General features: G+C 60.4%; 18 protein-coding genes. 2 read left to right on the forward strand and 16 right to left on the reverse strand.

Features of this window, described 5'->3' with window-relative positions; all coding sequences use genetic code 11:
• Positions 1 to 16 precede the first annotated feature (16 nt).
• Positions 17 to 943, reverse strand: a complete 927-nt coding sequence (gene metA, locus AB5767_RS04330) for a homoserine O-acetyltransferase MetA (protein ID WP_117716974.1) — start codon at positions 941 to 943, stop codon at positions 17 to 19.
• A gap of 210 nt (positions 944 to 1,153) precedes the next feature.
• On the opposite strand from metA, the gene AB5767_RS04335 reads away from it, so the two are divergent.
• Positions 1,154 to 2,131, forward strand: coding sequence for an L-lactate dehydrogenase (locus AB5767_RS04335; RefSeq protein WP_368131891.1), 978 nt, complete (start codon positions 1,154 to 1,156; stop codon positions 2,129 to 2,131).
• A gap of 130 nt (positions 2,132 to 2,261) precedes the next feature.
• On the opposite strand, the gene AB5767_RS04340 is transcribed toward AB5767_RS04335, so the two are convergent.
• The 12 genes from AB5767_RS04340 to AB5767_RS04395 all read right to left on the reverse strand — a co-directional run bounded on the left by AB5767_RS04340 (position 2,262) and on the right by AB5767_RS04395 (position 15,956).
• Entirely contained in the window at positions 2,262 to 3,230 is a 969-nt protein-coding gene (locus AB5767_RS04340; RefSeq protein ID WP_368131892.1) for an SIS domain-containing protein, read from the reverse strand.
• A gap of 144 nt (positions 3,231 to 3,374) precedes the next feature.
• Complete coding sequence (locus AB5767_RS04345; RefSeq protein ID WP_368131893.1) at positions 3,375 to 4,130, reverse strand: GntR family transcriptional regulator; 756 nt, start codon at positions 4,128 to 4,130, stop codon at positions 3,375 to 3,377.
• 2 nt (positions 4,131 to 4,132) lie between these two features.
• The gene (locus tag AB5767_RS04350; RefSeq protein WP_368131894.1) at positions 4,133 to 6,115 is read right to left on the reverse strand and encodes a RecQ family ATP-dependent DNA helicase; all 1,983 of its coding nucleotides are present in this window, start codon (positions 6,113 to 6,115) and stop codon (positions 4,133 to 4,135) included.
• 385 nt (positions 6,116 to 6,500) lie between these two features.
• A complete protein-coding gene (locus tag AB5767_RS04355) occupies positions 6,501 to 7,220 on the reverse strand; it encodes a GntR family transcriptional regulator (RefSeq protein ID WP_055310102.1) in 720 nt (239 codons plus the stop codon).
• A gap of 218 nt (positions 7,221 to 7,438) precedes the next feature.
• Entirely contained in the window at positions 7,439 to 8,446 is a 1,008-nt protein-coding gene (locus tag AB5767_RS04360; RefSeq protein WP_368131895.1) for a YitT family protein, read from the reverse strand.
• Positions 8,447 to 8,800: 354 nt separating this feature from the next.
• Positions 8,801 to 9,430: an HAD family hydrolase gene (locus AB5767_RS04365; RefSeq protein WP_368131896.1), complete on the reverse strand. Its 630-nt coding sequence runs from the start codon at positions 9,428 to 9,430 to the stop codon at positions 8,801 to 8,803.
• 86 nt (positions 9,431 to 9,516) lie between these two features.
• Entirely contained in the window at positions 9,517 to 10,500 is a 984-nt protein-coding gene (locus tag AB5767_RS04370; RefSeq protein WP_240125854.1) for an SIS domain-containing protein, read from the reverse strand.
• Positions 10,501 to 10,699: 199 nt separating this feature from the next.
• Complete coding sequence (locus AB5767_RS04375; RefSeq protein ID WP_161115155.1) at positions 10,700 to 11,533, reverse strand: PTS system mannose/fructose/sorbose family transporter subunit IID; 834 nt, start codon at positions 11,531 to 11,533, stop codon at positions 10,700 to 10,702.
• Positions 11,534 to 11,546: 13 nt separating this feature from the next.
• Complete coding sequence (locus AB5767_RS04380; protein WP_195246997.1) at positions 11,547 to 12,341, reverse strand: PTS mannose/fructose/sorbose/N-acetylgalactosamine transporter subunit IIC; 795 nt, start codon at positions 12,339 to 12,341, stop codon at positions 11,547 to 11,549.
• A 36-nt stretch (positions 12,342 to 12,377) separates the two neighbouring features.
• Positions 12,378 to 13,301: a PTS sugar transporter subunit IIAB gene (locus AB5767_RS04385; RefSeq protein WP_368131897.1), complete on the reverse strand. Its 924-nt coding sequence runs from the start codon at positions 13,299 to 13,301 to the stop codon at positions 12,378 to 12,380.
• 182 nt (positions 13,302 to 13,483) lie between these two features.
• Positions 13,484 to 14,566 carry a DMT family transporter gene (locus tag AB5767_RS04390; protein ID WP_195364151.1) on the reverse strand — a complete coding sequence of 361 codons (1,083 nt, stop codon included), beginning with the start codon at positions 14,564 to 14,566 and terminating at the stop codon, positions 13,484 to 13,486.
• Positions 14,567 to 14,963: 397 nt separating this feature from the next.
• On the reverse strand, positions 14,964 to 15,956 hold the full coding sequence (locus tag AB5767_RS04395; RefSeq protein WP_368131898.1) for an SIS domain-containing protein: 993 nt from the start codon (positions 15,954 to 15,956) through the stop codon (positions 14,964 to 14,966).
• 205 nt (positions 15,957 to 16,161) lie between these two features.
• On the opposite strand from AB5767_RS04395, the gene AB5767_RS04400 reads away from it, so the two are divergent.
• Entirely contained in the window at positions 16,162 to 16,884 is a 723-nt protein-coding gene (locus AB5767_RS04400; protein ID WP_368131899.1) for a GntR family transcriptional regulator, read from the forward strand.
• A gap of 21 nt (positions 16,885 to 16,905) precedes the next feature.
• On the opposite strand, the gene AB5767_RS04405 is transcribed toward AB5767_RS04400, so the two are convergent.
• From AB5767_RS04405 to AB5767_RS04415, 3 genes are all read right to left on the reverse strand, one after another.
• A complete protein-coding gene (locus AB5767_RS04405) occupies positions 16,906 to 17,496 on the reverse strand; it encodes a GNAT family N-acetyltransferase (RefSeq protein ID WP_368131900.1) in 591 nt (196 codons plus the stop codon).
• A gap of 77 nt (positions 17,497 to 17,573) precedes the next feature.
• A complete protein-coding gene (locus tag AB5767_RS04410; protein ID WP_368131901.1) occupies positions 17,574 to 18,599 on the reverse strand; it encodes a threonine aldolase family protein in 1,026 nt (341 codons plus the stop codon).
• A 46-nt stretch (positions 18,600 to 18,645) separates the two neighbouring features.
• Positions 18,646 to 19,509 carry a phosphatase PAP2 family protein gene (locus AB5767_RS04415; protein WP_368131902.1) on the reverse strand — a complete coding sequence of 288 codons (864 nt, stop codon included), beginning with the start codon at positions 19,507 to 19,509 and terminating at the stop codon, positions 18,646 to 18,648.
• Between the last annotated feature and the right edge of the window lie 45 nt (positions 19,510 to 19,554).

The raw sequence follows: 19,554 nt of genomic DNA on the forward strand, positions 1-19,554 counted from the left end.
CGCACCTCCCGACGGCCTAGTGCTCCTCGCCGGCGCGGGCCAGGTCGTAGGGCGTGGTCTGGTAGACGTAGTAGTTGAGCCAGTTGGTGTAGAACAGCTGAGCCTGGCTGCGCCAGACGTTGCGCGGCTCGGCAGTGGGGTCGTCACCTGGGAAGTAATGCGCCGGCACCTGGGGGTTGAGTCCGCGCTTCACGTCACGCTCGTACTCCAGACGCAGCGTGTCGGTATCGTACTCGGGATGGCCAAAGACAAAGAAGCGGCGGCTGTCGGTCGACTTGACGATGTACAGGCCCACCTCGTCAGACACGGCCACGACCTCGAGCTGCGGCTCGGCCTCCACGTCCTCGCGGCGCACATCGGTGTTGCGCGAATGCACGGCATAGAAACGGTCGTCAAAGCCGCGGACCAGCGGGCTTTGCGGCTTCACCAGATAATGCTCGAACACGCCGCTCGCCTTTGCCGGCAGGTCGTGCTTCTGGATACCGTAATGATGGTACAGGCCGGCCTGTGCGCCCCAACAAATGTGCAGCGTAGAGTGCACGTGCGTGGTGGACCAATCCATAATCTGGCAGAGCTCGGGCCAGTAGTCGACCTCTTCGAACGGCATCTGCTCCACCGGCGCGCCCGTGATGATCAGGCCGTCATAGTGGATGTCGCGGATGTCGTCGAACGTGCGGTAGAACGTCTCCAGGTGGCCGGCGCTTACGTGCGTGGCCTCGTGCGTCTTGGTGCGCAGCAGGTCCACCTCCACCTGCAGCGGCGTGTTGGAGAGCTTGCGCATGATCTGCGTCTCGGTGGCAATCTTGGTGGGCATGAGGTTGAGAATGAGCACGCGCAGCGGACGGATGTCCTGGTGCAGCGCGCGGTACTCGGTCATGACAAAGATGTTCTCGCTCTCGAGCTGCGCAGCGGCAGGGAGGGCGTCGGGAATACGAATGGGCATGGATGCTCCTTACGAGTCAGTTGCAGCTATGGTACAACGAGCGGCCCCATCCGCGCGAGCACATCGCCCAGCGATGCCGTCAGCGGCCAAATCACTCCAAAAGTAGAGATTAAGGCATGTCCCAAAAATCTGCGGCGCTTTAGCCTAGCAAAGTGGTAGCAGGACGCTACAATGGTTCGACGCGAAAAACTCGGCCGGAAGGATACTCATATGTACCAGACGCGTAAGATCGGTGTGGTCGGCCAGGGCCACGTAGGAGCACATGTCGCCAACAGCCTGCTTATGCAGGGCATTGCCGATGAGCTGTACCTGTGCGATATCAACGAGGCCAAGGTGACGTCCGAGGTCCAGGACCTGCGCGACTCCCTTTCGTTTGTCCCGTACAACACCAAGATCGTCAACTGCTACGACCACTACGAGGAGCTTGCCTGCTGCGATGTCATCGTCAACGCCGCCGGTAAGGTCGCGCTGGCCGCCGGCAACCGCGACGGCGAGCTGTTCTTTACCACCGACGCCGCCCGCTCCTTTGCCAAGCGCATCGTCGACGCCGGCTTCGACGGCATCTTCGTGAGCATCTCCAACCCCTGCGACGTCGTGTGCACCGAGCTGTGGCACCTGACCGGCTACGATCCCAAGAAGATCATCGGCTCGGGCTGCGGCCTGGATTCCGCCCGCCTGCGCACCGAGATCTCCAAGAAGGTCGGCGTGAGCCCCAAGTCCATCGACGCCTACATGATCGGCGAGCACGGCTTTAGCCAGCTGGCCGCCTTTAAGGCCGCGACCATCGCCGGCAAGAGCCTCAACGAGCTTCAGGCCGAGAACCCCGACAAGTACGCCTTTGACCACATGGAGATCGAGGAGCTCGCGCGCAAGGGCGGCTATGTGACCTACCAGGGCAAGCAGTGCACCGAGTACGCTGTCGCCAACTCCGCCGCGCGCGTCTGCGCCGCCGTTCTGCACAACGAGAACGCCGTGCTTTCCGCCTCCACGCTCATGACCGGCCAGTATGGCGAGGAGGGCATCTTCACATCCCTGCCGTGCGTGATCGGCGCCGAGGGCGTCGAGGAGGTCTACACGCTCGACCTGTCCGAGTACGAGCTCGAGGGCTTCCACAAGAGCTGCCAGCACATCCGCGACAACATCGCCCAGCTCGACTGGTGGGACGCCGAGGCCTACGACGCAAAGTAGGCCGCTGGCTGCCGCAACCTTGCGAATCTAAGCGCGATACCAAGCGGGCCGCGCCGGAAATCCCCGGCGCGGCCCGCTTTTTACGCACGCTGTTCGCTTGCGAATCGAAGGTGAATGCTTTTCCCGGTACCTAGTACTGCTCGATGCCCATGTAGCGACGAACCTCGGGGCTGTGGTCAAACACCTTGCCGCGGGCGGCGCGCAGCTCGCAGCTCATGTTGTAGAAGAAGATCGGCTCCAGGTACGAACGCACGCTGGCAGGCACCTCGCCCACGCCGTACTCGAGCGCGTCGAGCACCATAATCGTGTCGGTGTGCGTGTTGAGGAACGCGAGCGCGCGCTCCTCCATGGGGCGGCACTCGCCCGATCCGAGCTGCACAAAGTAGAACACGCCGGGCTCGGTGGCCTCAAACGGGCCGTGGAAATACTCGCCGGAGTGGATATAGCAGCAGTGCTGCCACTGCATCTCCATGAGCGAGCAGATGGCCATGGCGTAGGTCTGGCTAAAGTTGGGGCCGGAACCCAGGATATAGAAGAACTTATGCTGCTGGCAGAGCCCGGCAAAGCGATCGCCCAGCTCGGCGTTGACCTTCTCGCGGGCAGCGGGCAACAGCGCATCCATCTGCTTAAGGCCGGCGTACATGTCGGCGAGCGCCTCGTAACCCTCCTGCTGGTCGAGCAGCTCGGCAGCCATCAGGACGCCGATTCCCTGCGGAACCTCGGCCTGCGGCACGCCTTCGCCCCACGGATAGACCCAGGTGGTCCACTTGCCGTTATCAATCTTGGAGCCCTCGCAGTCGGTGAGGGCGACGACCTCGGCGCCGGCAGCCAACGCCATCTCGCAGCCGTCGACGACCTCCTGCGTGTTACCGCTGTGGCTGCAGGCAACGACGAGCGACTTCTCGCCAAGACTCTTGGGAGCCATCAGGCAAAACTCGCGCGCCGTGTAGACCGTCGAGGTAAACGTGGTGGCCTCGCGCTTGAGCAGCTCGTTGGCCGGCATCAGGTCGATCATCGAACCGCCGCAAGCGATCCAAAAGACGTTCTCAATCTTGCCCTTGCGCTCGATGATTTCCTGAACCAGATCATGTGCGTTCATGCTGATGCTCCTCCTTGTGGGGCGGCTTTGAACGACGACAGCTCGTACCTGCGGTCGTTCTATGTTGTCCTATTTATAGCACGCACGACGACGCTCGTGAAGTCATTTCACCAAACTTGTTCTATGTTGTTCTATCTATGGACGTTAGATGTCGAACACGTAGCGCGAGCCCACGATCTTTTGGCGTCCGAGCAGCAAGGGTCGCTCGTCCTCATCGGTAAAGTACGCCTCCATATAAAAGAGCGGCTCGCCGACCGGCACCTCCAACAGCGGGGCCGCCTGAGCATCGGCAAGCGCAATCTCCACGGTGCAAGGGTCGGACTTGAGCGGTGCGCGGCCCGAATGCTCGGCAACGAGCGCAAAGATCGAGTTATCGGTGAGGTCCTTATCGGCAAGTGTCTGCAGATAGGGATGGTCAGCCAGCAGAAAGGCGTTGTTCTCGAGCATGACGGGGATGCCGTCGGCCGTGCGCACGCGCTCGACCACGATAAGCTCGCAGCCGGGTTCCACCCCAAAAAACGCCGCATCCTCGCGCGTCGCCGCAACCACCGTGCGCGACACCAGGCGTGCTCCGGCCACCATGTCGTTGGCAGCGCAACCCTCGGAAAAGCTCTGAACGTCACCCTTCTGGACAATCTTGCGCTTGAGCTTGGGCGCGCACACGAACGTGCCCCTCCCCTGCTGGCGGTTGAGATACCCCGCGCGCGACAGCTCCTCGATGGCGCGGCGCACGGTGATGCGTCCCACGCCGTAGTACTTCGCGAGCTCCATCTCGGAAGGAATGCGCGAGCCGGATGCGTACACGCCACGCGCGATCTCGCCCTTTAGGTCGTCCATAACCTGCTGGTACAGCGGCACAGCGGACACCTCAGTGCGCTCGGTTTTATCGTCGGATGCCATCGTTATGCTCCATTCCGTGCATGCTCGGACTCAAACTCTTCAATCGCCGCCATAAACTGCTCGCCAAAGGCGTCGGCCTTTTTCTCGCCAATGCCGTTGACCTGGACAAGCTCGTCGCGCGTCTGCGGGCGTAGACGGCACAGACCGCGCAGGGCCTTGTCGGAAAAGACCATGTACGGCGCCATCTCCAGTTCGGTCGAAATCTCCTTGCGCAGGGCACGCAGGCGCTCGAACAACTCGGCATCGTCGCCCACGCGCGGACGCTGATCCAGCTCGGCCTCCTCGCGCAGCAGATCCACCGCACGGCGGACGCGGGCCGAGGCCTTGCGCTTGGACGCGCGACGCTTAACGGTAAAGGCAAACGCCTCGTCCTCGACCTCGCCGGCACGCGGGCCCAGTCCCACGACCGGGTACTGCCCCTGCGAGGTAGCCAGATAACCGCGGCCGCACAGCTGGCCGATAATATCCTTGATGCGCCCAACCGATTCACTCGACAGCCCACCGTAGCCGCGGTCCTCGTCCAGATGCATCTGGCGAATGCGCTCGGTGTTGCCGCCGTGGAGCACGTCGGCGATGAGCGACTTGCCAAAACGCATGGGACGCGTGGCCACATAGCGCACGGCGGCGCGGGCCATATCGGTGACGTCCTCGACCTCGAACTGCGTGAGGCAGTTGCTGCAGTTGCCGCAGCCCTCGGCCTCGTCCATGGCGGCGCTGCCCGCACCCGCCGCAGCCGCATGCTCGGCCGCGGCCTCGTCGCCAAAGTAGCGCAGCATGTATTCGCGCAGGCAGCCGGTGGTATTGCAGTAGCCCTCCATCTGGCTGAGCAGACGATATCGATTCTGGAGCGCCCACGCGCGCTGCTCGTCGTCGAGCGCCTCATCGGCGGCATCGCCGCGATCGATCAGAAAGCGACGCATGCGAAAATCGTTGCCGTTCCACAGCAGGTAGCAGCTGGCCGGGTCGCCATCGCGGCCGGCGCGGCCTGCCTCTTGGTAGTAGGCCTCGATGCTCTCGGGCACGTTGTTGTGGATCACGTAGCGCACGTTGGGCTTGTCGATGCCCATGCCAAAGGCGTTGGTGGCAACCATCACCTGAATATCGTCGTCGATAAAGGCGCGTTGACTTTGACGACGGGCGTCGTTGCCCATGCCGGCATGGTAGCGCCCAACGCGAATGCCGCTGGGGCCCAGCGCCTCGGCAAGCTCACCTGCCAGCGCATCGACTGTCTTGCGGGTCGAACAATACACGATGCCGCTCTCGCTCGAATGCGCGATCACATAGTCGCGCACCCACGCGGCCTTGGCCTTGTCGCCCATCTCCTCGCAGCCAAAGTAGAGGTTCTTGCGATCGAAGCCCGTCACCACCGTCGCGGGGTTTTGCAGGCCGAGCATCTGCTGAATATCCGCACGCACGCGCTCAGTCGCCGTGGCGGTAAAGGCCGCCACGATAGGGCGCTGCGGCAGGGAATCGATGAACTCGCGAATCTGCAGGTAGGCGGGACGGAAATCCTGGCCCCATTGGCTTACGCAGTGGGCCTCGTCAATGGCCACGAGCGGCACGCCAAGGCCGCCGTCCGCCGCGGCCTCCTGCGCAAAGGCTAAAAAGCGCGGCTCGAGCAGGCGCTCGGGTGCCACGTACATAAGCTGGTAGCGGCCCTCGCGCGCCCGCTTGAGCACGGTGTTTTGCTGGGCCGGAGTAAGGCTGGAGTTGAGATAGCTGGGTCGCGCACCCGCCGCGAGCAACGCGCGGGTCTGATCCTCCATAAGCGACAGCAGCGGACTCACCACAAAGGTGATGCCGGACAGCATGAGCGCGGGTACCTGGTAGCAAATGGACTTGCCGGCGCCCGTGGGCATAACGCCCAGCGCGTCGCGACCGGCAAGGATCGCATCGACCATGCGGTCCTGCCCCGGGCGAAACGAGGTGTAACCAAAATAGGCGCCGAGCGTGTCGAGCGCCATCTGCTGCATGCTATCGATCATGGTTTCCTAACGTCCAGGTCATCTGCCGCCGATTATACGCCGCCACAGGGACAGCAGCACACGACCGCAGCCCAGACTAGTCGATGGACGTTCTTAAACGACTAGTCATACAAGAACGCCCAACGACTAGTCATTTAAGAACGTCCCCAACGACTACTTTGGACCGCGGCAACGCCGATGTTCTGGCAACGACAGCGAAAGCCCGTCAGAGCGAGCAAGGTGCCTTGAAACGAGGCGGCATTGACCTTCTGGTCATGCCGCCGAAGTTGAAAGGCAGATTGCCGCCCTGGCGGGCTTGCAGCGTCGACCAATCCGTCGTTCGGCAGAACGGCGGAACCAAAGGCGCAGCGTCGAGCCGTTACGCGGTTTGGTAAAACCGCGTAACTTACATGACCATAACGTAGCGCGATCCCACGTAGTACTGCTTACCCATCAGGACCGGCTCGCCATTGGGGCCCGTGAAGCCGGCACGCAGGTTGAGCAGCGGATCGTGCGGAGCAATGCCCAGCTCGGCCGCCTGCTCGGTATTGGCACGAACGGCCTCGACCGTGCGGTAGCCAACCGAGACAATCGGCGTTCCGCCAACACGCTCGACCTCGGCAAAAATCGACTTGTCCTCAAGATCGGCCGTCAACAGCTCACGGTAGGCGTCAAACGGCACAAAGATGTTCTCCTCAAAGATGGGCTCGCCGTCGGCCGTACGCACGCGCTTGATATGCAGCAGCAGCGCATCCTTCTGCAGGCCAAAGAACTCCATCTCGTTTTGGCGCGCCGGAACGATCTGGCGATCGATCACGTGCGCACCGGCCTTCATGCCGTTGCCGGCACACAGCGCGGTAAACGTCTGCAGCGTCGAGGCGTGAAACTGGCGATTGATGTGCGGCGTGGAGACAAAGGTGCCACGGCCCTGCTGCTTAACCAGGTAGCCATCGGAGCACAGCTCCTCGACGGCGCGGCGCACCGTAATGCGGCTCACGTCGTACTGCTCGGCTAGCTCCAGCTCGGACGGAATACGCTCCTTGGGCGCATAAACACCTTTCTCGATCGCATCCTTGATTTCGTCGTAAATCTGCTGGTAAAGCGGTGCATTTTTGGGCGCAGGCATATCTAATCACTCTTATCGAAATATCGAAATAACTAATACGTATATAACGTCTAGTTTCATATTACCTCATAATGATAAAACGATACACCCTCCCTACCAAAAAGCGACAGCTTCATTTTGGTAGGTTTTATCTGGGCAAACGAGAGCCCTCGAAAGCAACGGGGCTTTCGGGGGGCTCGTTCGGATGGGTTGCGCAGGACCGGCAAAATGCCAATACCCTACTTGCCGTCATCCTGCTGCAGGCTGTCCTGTTCGCTGAGGCGCGCCTGCCTGCTGGCCATGCGTGCGGGCTTGTCGGGATCGGGAACGGCCGTGGGCATGGGCTCGTCGACATGACCGCCCCACCAGCCGCCCACAAAGTTGAGCGTGTGGAACACGTTGATCACGGCGCCGGGATCAACGTCGCACACCAACTTGATAATGTCCTGGCTCTCGTAGGTCGAAACAACGGTGTTCAGCAGGTACATCTTTTCGCGGCTGTATCCGCCGACGACCTCGGCGCAGCTAATGCCGTGCTGAAAATGGTTTACGTAGGCAGTCATGACCTCGTCTGCCTTGCGCGTCGTAATCTGCAGCGTCACGCGGTCGTAGCGACGATAGAAACTGTCGATGGTCTTGGTCGAAATAAACTGGAACACGATGGAGTACGCCGCGTTGTCCCAGCCAAACATAAAGCCAAAGATCACCAGGATAAAGCAATTGAAACCAAAGATAACGCCCCAGATGGTCTTGCCCGTGTGGTTGGAGACCCACAGCGCGATAAAGTCGGTGCCACCGGTAGATGCGCCGGACTTTAGCGCGATGGCAGCGCCCAGACCCGAGACCACGCCGCCAAAAATGATGAGCATAATCTTGTCGCCCAAAAATGGAGCGAAGTGAAAGACGTTGAGGAACAGCGACGAGAGCACGACCTGCATCATCGAGAAGATGACGAAGCGCTTGCTAATGCCGCTCCAGCATAGGAGCGCCACGGGAATGTTGAGCGCAAGCATGCCGAGCGAGATGTCGATGTGAACGCCGCCCAGCGAGGTAACGCGATCGAGCAGGACCGCAACGCCGGTGAGGCCGCTCGGAAGCAAGTCGGCGGGCTGAATGAACGCCTGGATCAGGAATGTCTGGAGAACGGCGGAAATCGTGACCGCCACGGCAGTAATAGCGCGGCGGACGATGGTGAGGCGGCCGAGTACGAGCACTCGGTCCGTGAGCTGATCGATGGCGTTCGCCACGCAGGCTCCTTTCGAAGGCAGATGTAGTTGTGGGGTATGTCCGCGATTGTAGCATGGAGCGTGCGGGGGCGCTTCAATTCACCCTCTCTCGACAACCAAAGCGGGACCAGCAACCCCACGACCAAAGGCCCAAATTACAAGTGAGTAGACTTTACGCGACCTGCAGAGCACACCCAAAACCGCCAACTCTGTGACCTGCGGTTTTACAAAGGAAGATATGCATTGTGCTCGGCCAGCGCCAAAAAGTCTACTCACTTAGTCCGAATCGAAGCCATACGGATCAAAATCGAAACCAAATTGAGCCAGTCCACCGCAAAAAACGTTTGAACCCGTGCTTCTCGCGGCGGATTGACACTACAAAGCGGCCAAAATGTCGGTCAAATAATCGATAACGGTATCGGCTTGCGATTGATCGAGGTTGACGCCCTCGTGTGGACGCAGCGCCAGGACGCGGGCGCCGGAGCGTTTGCCAGCCTCGATCCCTAAAGGCGAATCCTCGATAACCAGGCACTCGGCAGGCTCCACCCCCAGCGCCTCCATGGCACGCAGGTAGATCTCGGGGTCGGGCTTAAACGCACCGCACTCGTGACCGCTGATGGTGTAGTCCAGCACGTCGGCGATGCCGGCAATCTCCACCAGCTCGTCGATCAGCTCGCGATAGGATGAGCTCGCGATGGCACACTTCACGCCGCACTCGTGCAGCTCGCGCATCACCGGCTCCGTCTGCTCGTTGAGCAGCTCGGCATACGGAACGGGGTGGACCGGGCTATAGACCTGCTTGTACTCCACGCGCAGACGCTCGCGCAGCTCAACATCGTCGGGCACCAGCGCCTCCCAAATGGCAGGCTCGTTAGACCCCGAAAGATCGGGGATCTCGTCAAAGTGAAAGCCCTTCTCTTCCATAAACGCCACGCGACGACGGTTGTAGAACCACTCGGTATCGACCAGCACGCCGTCCATGTCAAACAGCACTGCCTTGATCATACGTATCTCCTTTCGATAGCAAAAAAGGGGACGGGGCGCAAACCCCATCCCCTTTCAATCAACCCGTAAGGTTTACTTACTTGTGATTAGTAGGAAAGCTTCCACATGTAGCGACGCATGGTCAGCGGGTGCTGACGGGCCTCGGCGATCTGGTTGCCGTACTCGCGCATAACGGCGAGGTGCAGCAGCGGGTTGAAGTAGGTGACGACGCTCGCGGGCACAGCGTCAGCCAGGCCGTAGTCCTTGGAGTCGATCAGAGCGACCTTGGCGCCCATGCGCTTAAGGAAGGTGAGGGCGCGGGCGTCCATCGGACGGGTAGCGCCATCGGACATGAAGAAGACGTAGGGCTTACCCTCGGTGGAAACCTCGAACGGGCCGTGGAAGTACTCACCGGTGTTGTAGGCAGCGGCGTCGATCCACTGCATCTCGGTGAACAGGAAGGCGGCGTGAGAATAAGCCATCTTCTCGGAGGCACCGGAAGCCATGAAGTAGATCATCTTGTCGTCCTTGAAGTCCTGAGCGAACTTCTTGGCGAGCTTCTTGCAGGACTGAGCGGCGTTCTCGCAGAGCTCGAAGACGTTGGTGAGGCCGGTGATCATGTCCTCGTAGTGGTCATAACCCTCGGTCTGCTGAAGGATCTCGACAGCAAGAGCGATGGCGTAGCCGGGCTTCTCGCACTTGGCAGCGAAGTTGGCGTGGAAGCCGTGAACGATGACGTAGTCAGCGTCGACGGTCAGAGCGGAGCCAGCCTTGTTGGTGAGGGAGACGACCGGGCAGTTGTGCTTCTTGGCGGTCTTGTTGGCCTCGACGGTCTCGGGCGTGGAGCCACCGAGGGAGCAGGTGATCACGAAGGTGTGCTCGTTGACCCAGGAAGGCGTGTCGTAGTTGAACTCGTTAGCGGTGAAGATCTGAACGTTCAGCTTGTCCGTGTTGTTGGCCAGGAAGTACTTGGCGGGGTAAAGGTCGGACATGGAAGCACCGCAGCCGACGAAGGCGACGCTGTGAATCTCGTGGTTGGACAGGACGTCAGCGACGATCTGCTTAGGGAGGTTAAGGTCGATCTCGTACATCTGACACATTCCTTTCAATTTTTGCGGCGCCACATTGCCGGGCGCTCGCAGGGTTACCGTGGTTTGGGCCGAGTCGCCGGCCCGTTGAGGATGCGACAAGGGGACTGTCCCATTGTCACATTTTGGGGATGGAAGCCTGCCTGGGGTATGGGATGCCAGGCAGGCCCCCGGGGGAAAGCGGTTAGGCGCTTAGTCGCGACTAAGCCAAGATGCCGACTGCGGAGAGGGCGATGCCGCCCACAATGGCGATCACGAGAAGCCAACCGGTGTTGACGTTCTTCTTGATGAGCCAGTACATAAGGCCGGTGAGGCCGAGGGAGATCATCTGGGGCATCATGCTGTCCAGGATGTCCTGGATAACGACGGTGCCGTCAGCGAACTGCAGCGGGGTGGTGGCGCCGATCAGCGTGGCGATCATGCCGCCCACGGACATAAGGCCCACGATGCCGCAGACATACATGAGCTTCTCCATGAGGTCGCCGCCCTGAAGCTTGCTCAGGTACTCGTGGCCGCCCTGATAGCCCATCTTGGCTGCAAACCAAGTAATCAGCACGGAGGGGACGATGGAGATGAGAAGGGCCAGGATCGGGCCCATGATGGAGCCCTGCTGAGCCAGCTGAACGCCCAAGCCAAAGGCGATAACGCGGATGGTGCCCTGGAAGAAGGAGTCACCGATGCCGGAAAGCGGGCCCATAAGGGAGGTCTTGACCGCGTTGATCGAATCGGGGTTGAAGTTCTCGGGATCCTTGGCGTACTCCTCCTCCATGGAGGCGGCGAGGCCCAGGATGAAAGCGCTCGTCTGCGGGGTGCAGTTGTAGAACGCCATGTGACGGTGGTAAGCCTCTTTCTTAGCAGCAAGCTGCTTGGGGTCGGACTCGTCCGGATAGAGGCGGTCGAGCGTGGGAACCATACCGTAGAGGAAGCCCATGTTCATCTGACGCTCGTAGTTCCAAGAGGCCTGGATGGCCCAGGAGCGCCAGAAGAACTGGCTGACCTTCTTGTTCAGGGACACGTCCTTGGTTGCGGTTGCCATAGTGTGTTCCTCCTTAGTCTTCGTCGTCTTCGAGCGGATCGTAGTCGGAATCGACACCGGCGGCTGCATGGGAACCGTTGAACTTGAAGCCCATGAAGACGACAGCCAGGCACACACCGATCAGAGCGACCGCGATGACGGACAGGTTGAGGTAAGCGGCGAGCAGGAAACCGATGAACAGGAACGGAGTCATACCCTTCTTGATCATCATGGTGAGCAGCAGGGCCAAGCCGTAGGCGGTCATGATCTTGGTCGAAACGTTAAGACCAGTGGACAGCCACTCGGGAACCATGTTGACGATGGCCTGAACCAGGTCGGTGCCAACAAAGACGGCGAGGAAGATCGGCAGGAAGTACATGATGGCGTACAGACCGGAACCGGCGCAGATGTGCATACGGTAGGCGGTCTTGAACTTTCCGTTATCGATCGCGTTATCTGCCACATGGGTGAGGACGGCGATGATGGAACGGAACACGATGCCGAGGAGCTGACCCAGGACGGCGACCGGGATGGCGATCGTCATGGCGGTCTCGGCGGAAGCATCGGTCAGGCACGCAAAGGCAGCGGCCACGATGCCGCCCAGGACCATATCGGGCGGAACGGCGGCGCCGACCTGCACCAGGCCCATGGACACGAGCTCGACGGCGGCACCGACGGCAAGGCCGGTGGGCACATCGCCCAGCAGCAGACCGACGAGCGTAGCGCCAACGAGGGGCTGCTCGAAGTTAAGACGACCGAGCAGGCGGGAGTCCCACATGCAGAACACGCCGACGAGGCCGACGAGCACCGCACTGATGAACGTATTCATACCCTTCTCCTTTCAGTCAGGCAAAAGCCTGGTTGATTACAGCTTGGCGTCGATGTCGACGCTCTGATACGTAGGGGTCTGCTGTACATAGAGCTTGATGCCCATGTCGAGCAGCTGGTTGACGTCGGCCTTCTGGGTGGCGTCGAGGAAGACGGAGCTGTCCTTGCCGCCAATCTGATCGGCACCGTCGTGGTTGGCGGTGGCGCCCAGGTTGATGGCGTCGAGCTTGTAGCCCTGGCAGAACTGCAGCATCTCGGCCGTGTTGCCAAAGACGAACATGACGCGCTCACCGAGGGTGTTGAGCTTGTCCATCTTGGCGAGGGCACGCTCGACGGTGAAGACGTTCAGGCGCACGCCCTGGGGCTTGGCCAGCTTAAGAGCGCCCTTCTTGATGTCATCGCTGGCGGCAGCGTTGTCGACGACGATGATGCGCTCGGCCTGAACCTTGGTGGTCCAGGTAAAGACGACCTGGCCGTGCAGCAGACGGTAGTCAAGACGTGCGAGGACGATCTTGGCGGGACCGGAGCTGTGACGGGACGCCTTGGCCTTCTTGGCGGGAGCCGCGGCGACCTCGACCGGTGCGTTGGGGTTGGTCAGACCGGTGCGGGCCTCGTTGATGAGGGCCGCGAGCTCGGCGCCCTTGACGGGGACGGGGCTCATAGCAAGCGTCAGTGCCAGCGGAATGTTGAAACCGCTGACAACCGTGAACTTCGTGCCGTTCTTGGAAAGCTCGACCATGCTGTTGTTGACCGAGCTGCCGAGCATATCGGTCAGCACATAGACGGTGTCGTCCGCGTTGAACGTGGCGATCATGGCGTCCACCTTATTGGTGATGGGCTCCTTGTCGTCACGAGCAAGCGACACAACGTGGACGTTCGACACGTCACCGAGAACCATCTCGAGCGTGTCTTTGGCGCCTGCGGCCAGGCCGCCATGAGATGCGAGAATGATCTGATTCATCTTGCCTCCTCCTTTTCGTTATGGTCATTATAACGTCTTATACGTTGCTTATATTGCTAATTAGTATAAAGACCGTTCGCGGGTGAAAATCGACCGTTGACGGGTTTAACGTATTTGAAACGTTGGGGCTGGGTAGGCCGCGCTGGCTGGATAACCCGAGGTCAGACCCTGCGCGCAATCCTCTATCGCACAAAGTACCAGGGGCTTTCCTGCACGGTGGGCTCCAGCGCGATGCCGGTGCGCTCCTTAAACAGATCCATGTCCTGCGATTTCTCCGTCCACCACGCGTTGGGCTTAAAGGTCATGCTCTCAACAACATGACCGACAAACACACTGTTGCGCAGCTTGGAGAAGTCGGTGTTCATGATCAGGATGGACGCGAGCACCAGCACGATGCCCAGGACCTTGATCGCGCCGGCGGGCTCAGCGTAGATGCCAATGCCCACCAGTACGGTGACGACCGTCTCGAAAGACATTACGACGGGAACTTTCGACGTCTCGAGCCCCATGGACAGACCCTGCATATATAAGATGTAAGCCACGGCTGTGGGGATGAGTCCAAAGCCAAGGAACAGCAGCAGCAGCTGTGGCGACATTGCCGCGGCGACATCCGGCCACGGAGCCGCGATAGCCGCCATAACCGCACCGCCAAAAACAAAGCCCCAAAACGTGACAGCCAGCGGGTGGACTGTCTTGGTTGCTATCCGGCTAAACACCGCGAGCGACGCACCGCAAAGGCCTGCAATCACGCCCGACGTGACGCCCCAAACCGAAAAATGAAAACCGGAAAGGTCGCCATTGGTCACTGCAAGCACGCAGCCAACGATGTTAAAGACAATGGCGACGAGCTTGTTGGGGGTCACGTCCTCGCGATAAAGCACGCGGCCGAGCACGACGCCAAACACCGGCGAGGTATAGAGCAGCACCGAGGCCGTGGACATGCCCACCTCGCCCATGCACTCGTAATAGCAGGTGTTGGCGGCGGCCAGGCCGACAATACCGACAAGCGCGCAGGGAACAAGCTCTTTAGGGCTTGCCTTGAACAGTGCCAGCGGACCCTGAGCCACGGTAGACCCCTCACCCGGACGGCAGCCCATAAACATCAGGACCGGCGCCAAGATAAGCGCTCCGACCAACAAGCGAAAGGCAGCCATGCTCTGGGACGAAACGCCCATGGCCGAGATGCCGTTTACAAAGATTCCGATGCTGCCCCACATAAGCGCGGCGATCAGCACCAGCACATAGCCCAGATTGCTTTTCTTCAACGCAGCCTCCTCGGTATTGTTTCCAATATGTTTCACACTACGTTATAGTCGTTATATACATTTTTCAAGACACAAATCGGCGGACGGAAAAATCTGCTCTACCGCTACAACCCATTGGTGCAAAGGGGTCAGGTTCATATGCGCCAACTTGGTGTAAAGTAACCTGTCCCCAATGACTAGGACTGTCCCCAAGTGCCGAACGTCTCCAAGTGCCGCATCTGGGCCAAGGCGACGCCGATGCTTTGGCAACGCCAGCGAAAACCCACCTGAGCGAGCAAGGTGCCTTGAAGCGAAGCGGCATTGACCTTCTGGTCATGCCGCTGAAGCTGAAAGGCAGATTGCCGCTCAGGTGGGTTTGCAGCGTCGAGCCGTTACGGCGTTTGGTAAAACGCCGTAACTAATAATCCAGCTTCCACATGTAGCGGCGCGTCATGTAGTCCTTGTGGGTGACGACAGAGAGCGCACGCATGTACACGTTGTTGAGGATCGGGGCAAAGATCAGGTGGTTGAAGTACTCGCTCACGCTGTCCTTGATGTCGTTGAGGCCGAGCTCCTTGGCGTCGAGCTGATAGACGCGCTCGCCACCGTACTGGTTGACGAAGCGGATACCGCGCTCGTCGTTGCAGCGGCTGCGGCCGACGCTGATGAGCTGGAACAGCGAGGTGCGCTTGTCCAGGATCTCGAAGGGGCCGTGGAAGAAGTCACAGGTGTTGATGGTGCAGGAGTCGATCTGCAGCATCTCCTGCACGTTGCAGATGCTAAAGACGTAGGCGGCACCAAAGAGCGGACCCTGAGCCATCACGTTGATGCAGGGCTTGTCGGCGTTTTGCTCGGCCCACTTGGCGGCGAGCGGACGGGTGTACTCGACGGCCTTGCGATAGATGGGGTCAACCAGGTCGAAGGCGGCCATAGCGGTCTCATACTCGGCATAGCCCTCGGTCTGCTGCGTAAGCTCCATGGCGATCATGGTCACGACGGCGGAGTTGGTACGGCCCATGCAAGACTCGTCGACGGCCAGGCTGTCATACTGAATCTTGTAGTCGCAGACCTCGGTGAGGCCGGACTCGTCGACATAGATGGCGATGGTGCTGGCGCCGTGGTCCTTGGCGACCTGGGCGGCGACGATGGTCTCCTTGGTGCCGCGCATGGATACGACGACGGCCAGGGTGTTCTCGTTGACATAGGCGGGCGTGGCGTGCACGAACTCATTGCTGGTGTAGCTGGAGCTCACGACCTGCGTGGCCTCGTGCTCCATAAAGTACTGGGCAGGATAGTTGCCGCCGTTGGATCCGCCGGCGCCAATCCACACGACGCGCTTGATGCCGCCCTTGTCTGCCTTGTCGGCCAAAACCTGGGAGACGACGTCCTTAACCTGTTCCTGAGTAGTCATCGTACATCAGCCTTTCTTCTCGTTTGATGCTCTCGATGGCATACAAGTTACATACATGTTTTGGTTATGTCGACTAGTTGTATGCTATATTTGTCTTAGATAATTTGCTGATACGGTTTTCGATAACTTGCTACCAGCGGTTTTGTTGTTGTATTGAATACATGCTTGATTAGATACGCATACAGGTTAGATACAGGTTGATCGCATGAACGCTTCATCTAAAAAGAGACTGACCCAATACGAGCGCTTGGCGGGCATGCTGCGCGACCGCATCGCCTCCGGCACCTACGCTCGCGGAGACAAGCTGCCGTCCGAGATGGAGCTCATGGACGAATCGGGGCTGTCGCGCAGCACCGTGCGTCATGCCCTTAAGGTGCTCGTTGATGAGGGTCTGGTTCGCACCGAGCGCGGACGTGGTGCCTTTGTGGCCGACACGCCGGCACTCCACGAGAACAACCTGGTATTTTCGAGCTATACCAAGCAGGTCGAAGGCCGGGGCATGAAGCCCACCACGCGCACCGTGGACTCGGGCTTTGCCAAGGCGGCCGGCAGCATAGCTAAGTTCTTTGATGCCGCCGTGGGCAGCAAGCTCGTCAAACTTGTCCGCCTGCGTTATCTGGACGATGCGCCGCTGTGCCTGGAGACCACCTATCTACCACCGAGCTTTGGGGCACTCATCGATCGCGATATCAACGGTTCGCTCTACGCCACGCTGCGCCAAGAATTCCATCGCGCGCCGGCGCAGGGGCACAAGACCTTTGAGGTGTGCTATGCCTCGCAAAACGAGGCGTTTTTGCTCAACGTTGAGCGCGGGCAGGCGCTGATCCTGATCACCGACTACGTCTACGACACCGACGGCCGCCCGCTCCATGTCTCCAAGCGCATCCAACGCACCGACCGCGCCAAATACACCGAGCCCATCGGCTAACCTGCCAAAATAAACCTGTCCCTAAATGGTAGGTTTGGGGAGGTCGGGGAACCAGGTTGGCTTGGGTTGGTTGGGCGTGCGCTCGGCTAGGACCAGCTCCATCCAACACATGTCGTACCAGCGGCCGAACTTTTGGGCGCAGCGGTCAAAGGCGCCCACCAGGCGATATCCCATATGGGCATGGAAATCCTGACTGTTGTGCGTCAGATACTCGTCGTCCTTATCGTGCGGCACGGCGATGAGCGCGCACATGTTGGTGATGCCCATCGCGATCAAACATTGCTTGAGCGCATCGTGCAGCTTGCGGCCCAGCCCGCCGTGGCGCACGTCGCGTGCCAGGTAGATCGACGTCTCGACCGACCAGTCGTATGCCTCGCGGCTGTTGAGCGGACTCACATAGGCATAGCCTACCGGACGCCCGTCCAGCTCCATCACCAGATACGGATAGCGTTTGAGCGTGTGTTCGATGCGCCCGGCGAACTCCTCAACGCTCGGCACCTCGTATTCGCAGGTAATCGCCGTCTGGCGCACATATGGCTCATAGATGGCAAGCAACGCCGGCGCATCATCGGGCGTCGCCAGGCGAATCGTCGGCTCGGACATCTCGGTCATACAACCCTTCCCCCTCAAAAACAGAGGCCGCCTTGCGCCAAACCCAGCGCAAGGCGGCCCCCCGTCATTACATCAGGCTACAGGACAGCCGCCAACGCGTCGATATCCTCCTGCGTCGTGGCCCAGCTGGTGCAAAAGCGCACCACCGTGTGGGTCTCGTCGTACTTTTCCCAGTACTCGATCGCCGCATGCTCGCGAATGCGCGCCATGTCCTCGTTGGGCAGAATCACGAACTGCTGGTTAGTCGGCGTCTCCAAGAAGAACCGGTAGCCGTGCTCGTGCAGCACGCGACAAAGCGCCTGCGCGGTTTCGATCGCCTGACGGCCAATCTCAAAATACAGGCCGTCGGTAAAGAGTGCCTCAAACTGCACGCCCGTCAGGCGGCCCTTGGCCAACAGCGCGCCGTGCTGCTTAATACGCGGAATGGGATGCGCCGGGGCGCGCATGCCGCAGAACACCACAGCCTCGCCGCAGAGCGCGCCGCACTTGGTGCCGCCGATGTAGAACACGTCGCACAGCTGCGCCAGCTCGGGCAGGGTAATGTCGCACTCATCGGCCGCCAGCGCATAGGCCAGGCGGGCGCCATCCACAAACAGCGGAATCTCGCGCTTCTGGCACACTGCGTGAATCGCCGCGAGCTCGGCCTTGGAGTACAGCGTGCCGTACTCGGTCGATAGGCTCACGTACACGGCACCCGGGAACACCGTGTGCTCGTAGCTCTCGTTTTCGTAGAACACCTGGATATAGTTCTCGAGGTCCTCGGCGTGCATCTTGCCCTCGTAGCCGGGGATGGTGAGTACCTTGTGGCCGCCAAACTCGATGGCGCCCGCCTCGTGGCAGGCGACGTGGCCAGTCTCGGCAGCAACGACGCCCTCGTACGGCGCGAGAAGCATGTCGATCACCGTCGCGTTGGTCTGCGTGCCGCCCACCAGAAAAAACACGTCGGCATCGGGGGCCTGGCAGGCCTCGCGAATAAGGTGCTTGGCACGCTCGGTATGTGCATCGGTACCGTAGCCGGGCTGCGGCTCCATATTAGTGTCGACGAGCGCCTGCAGCACCGCCGGGTGTGCGCCGTGGGAATAATCGTTGTTGAACGCGAGCATGGCAATCCTCTCTTACCGGGCGATCGGCCAGATGATTCAAACGGGGCTATTGTACGCCGTGCGGATAAGCAATGTGCGCGGCAAGGCACTCAAGCGCCAGCACCAGGGCAAAGCCGCAGCTCACGTCACTCAAAAAGTGCGCCCCGATCACGATACGGCCAAAGGCGACGAGCGCCGCGACCACAGCCGCCGTCCAAAAGACCACCCGGCGGCGCGACAGCTTTTCCTTAAAGGCCATCGCGGGAAGCCCGGCGAGCATAAGGCCGATCGCCGCATGCGCCGTGTGTCCGCTCGCAAACGACTTGAACCCGTCCTTGATCACGCCGGCGGCAATAAAGGCCCACTTGTCGGGATTGCCGATTACCCACCACGGCTGAAAATTGAGCCCCGGCGTGACCTCGATCACGCGCATGCGCGGGCGCGACCACAGCGGCTTGACGATCACGTTGAGGATAATGGCCTGAGCGACCCACACGGCAAGTACCATCAGCGCCCAGCGTGTGAGTTCGTCGGGCTCGGTCGCGCGCGTGAGGCGACAGACGATAAGGTTGGCAGCGATGACCAGCACAAACGTCAGTACCAGCTGAACCGCGATGAGTTTGCCGCCAACCTTCAGGGACGAGACGATCTCGTAGCCGGCCAGGCCAACGTTGACGAGGATGCCGAGCACGGCGAGCCATTTGCTCCCCCTGGAGTCGGGACGCACCGCGCGCACGAGCATGACGCCTGCGACGCTTGCCGTCAGCTCGAACGGCAGCTCGCCGGCGGCCTCGATAAAGCGGCCGTACATGCTGCCGATGTTGAACAGCGCACTCGAGATCTGATAATCGAAGAAGCTGCCCACGCACAGACAAAGGCACAGGACAATCGCGATAATGGCGACATCTTTCTTATAGATGTATCCGAACATGCTTTCCTTTCGATGGAACCAGAGTGCCCAAATGGGGTGTTTGCA

Source organism: Collinsella aerofaciens (genome assembly GCF_040926265.1).
In the GTDB taxonomy this organism is placed as follows: domain Bacteria; phylum Actinomycetota; class Coriobacteriia; order Coriobacteriales; family Coriobacteriaceae; genus Collinsella; species Collinsella aerofaciens_BB.

Bases quoted from the DNA above. Each gene is read 5' to 3' on its own strand.
- AB5767_RS04405 (WP_368131900.1), bottom strand. From the start codon at position 17,496: ATGACCGAGATGTCCGAGCCGACGATTCGCCTGGCGACGCCCGATGAT.
- AB5767_RS04335 (WP_368131891.1), top strand. From the start codon at position 1,154: ATGTACCAGACGCGTAAGATCGGTGTGGTCGGCCAGGGCCACGTAGGA.
- AB5767_RS04415 (WP_368131902.1), bottom strand. From the start codon at position 19,509: ATGTTCGGATACATCTATAAGAAAGATGTCGCCATTATCGCGATTGTC.
- metA (WP_117716974.1), bottom strand. From the start codon at position 943: ATGCCCATTCGTATTCCCGACGCCCTCCCTGCCGCTGCGCAGCTCGAG.
- AB5767_RS04345 (WP_368131893.1), bottom strand. From the start codon at position 4,130: ATGGCATCCGACGATAAAACCGAGCGCACTGAGGTGTCCGCTGTGCCG.
- AB5767_RS04375 (WP_161115155.1), bottom strand. From the start codon at position 11,533: ATGGCAACCGCAACCAAGGACGTGTCCCTGAACAAGAAGGTCAGCCAG.
- AB5767_RS04400 (WP_368131899.1), top strand. From the start codon at position 16,162: ATGAACGCTTCATCTAAAAAGAGACTGACCCAATACGAGCGCTTGGCG.
- AB5767_RS04410 (WP_368131901.1), bottom strand. From the start codon at position 18,599: ATGCTCGCGTTCAACAACGATTATTCCCACGGCGCACACCCGGCGGTG.
- AB5767_RS04385 (WP_368131897.1), bottom strand. From the start codon at position 13,301: ATGAATCAGATCATTCTCGCATCTCATGGCGGCCTGGCCGCAGGCGCC.
- AB5767_RS04380 (WP_195246997.1), bottom strand. From the start codon at position 12,341: ATGAATACGTTCATCAGTGCGGTGCTCGTCGGCCTCGTCGGCGTGTTC.
- AB5767_RS04395 (WP_368131898.1), bottom strand. From the start codon at position 15,956: ATGACTACTCAGGAACAGGTTAAGGACGTCGTCTCCCAGGTTTTGGCC.
- AB5767_RS04340 (WP_368131892.1), bottom strand. From the start codon at position 3,230: ATGAACGCACATGATCTGGTTCAGGAAATCATCGAGCGCAAGGGCAAG.
- AB5767_RS04355 (WP_055310102.1), bottom strand. From the start codon at position 7,220: ATGCCTGCGCCCAAAAATGCACCGCTTTACCAGCAGATTTACGACGAA.
- AB5767_RS04350 (WP_368131894.1), bottom strand. From the start codon at position 6,115: ATGATCGATAGCATGCAGCAGATGGCGCTCGACACGCTCGGCGCCTAT.
- AB5767_RS04370 (WP_240125854.1), bottom strand. From the start codon at position 10,500: ATGTACGAGATCGACCTTAACCTCCCTAAGCAGATCGTCGCTGACGTC.
- AB5767_RS04365 (WP_368131896.1), bottom strand. From the start codon at position 9,430: ATGATCAAGGCAGTGCTGTTTGACATGGACGGCGTGCTGGTCGATACC.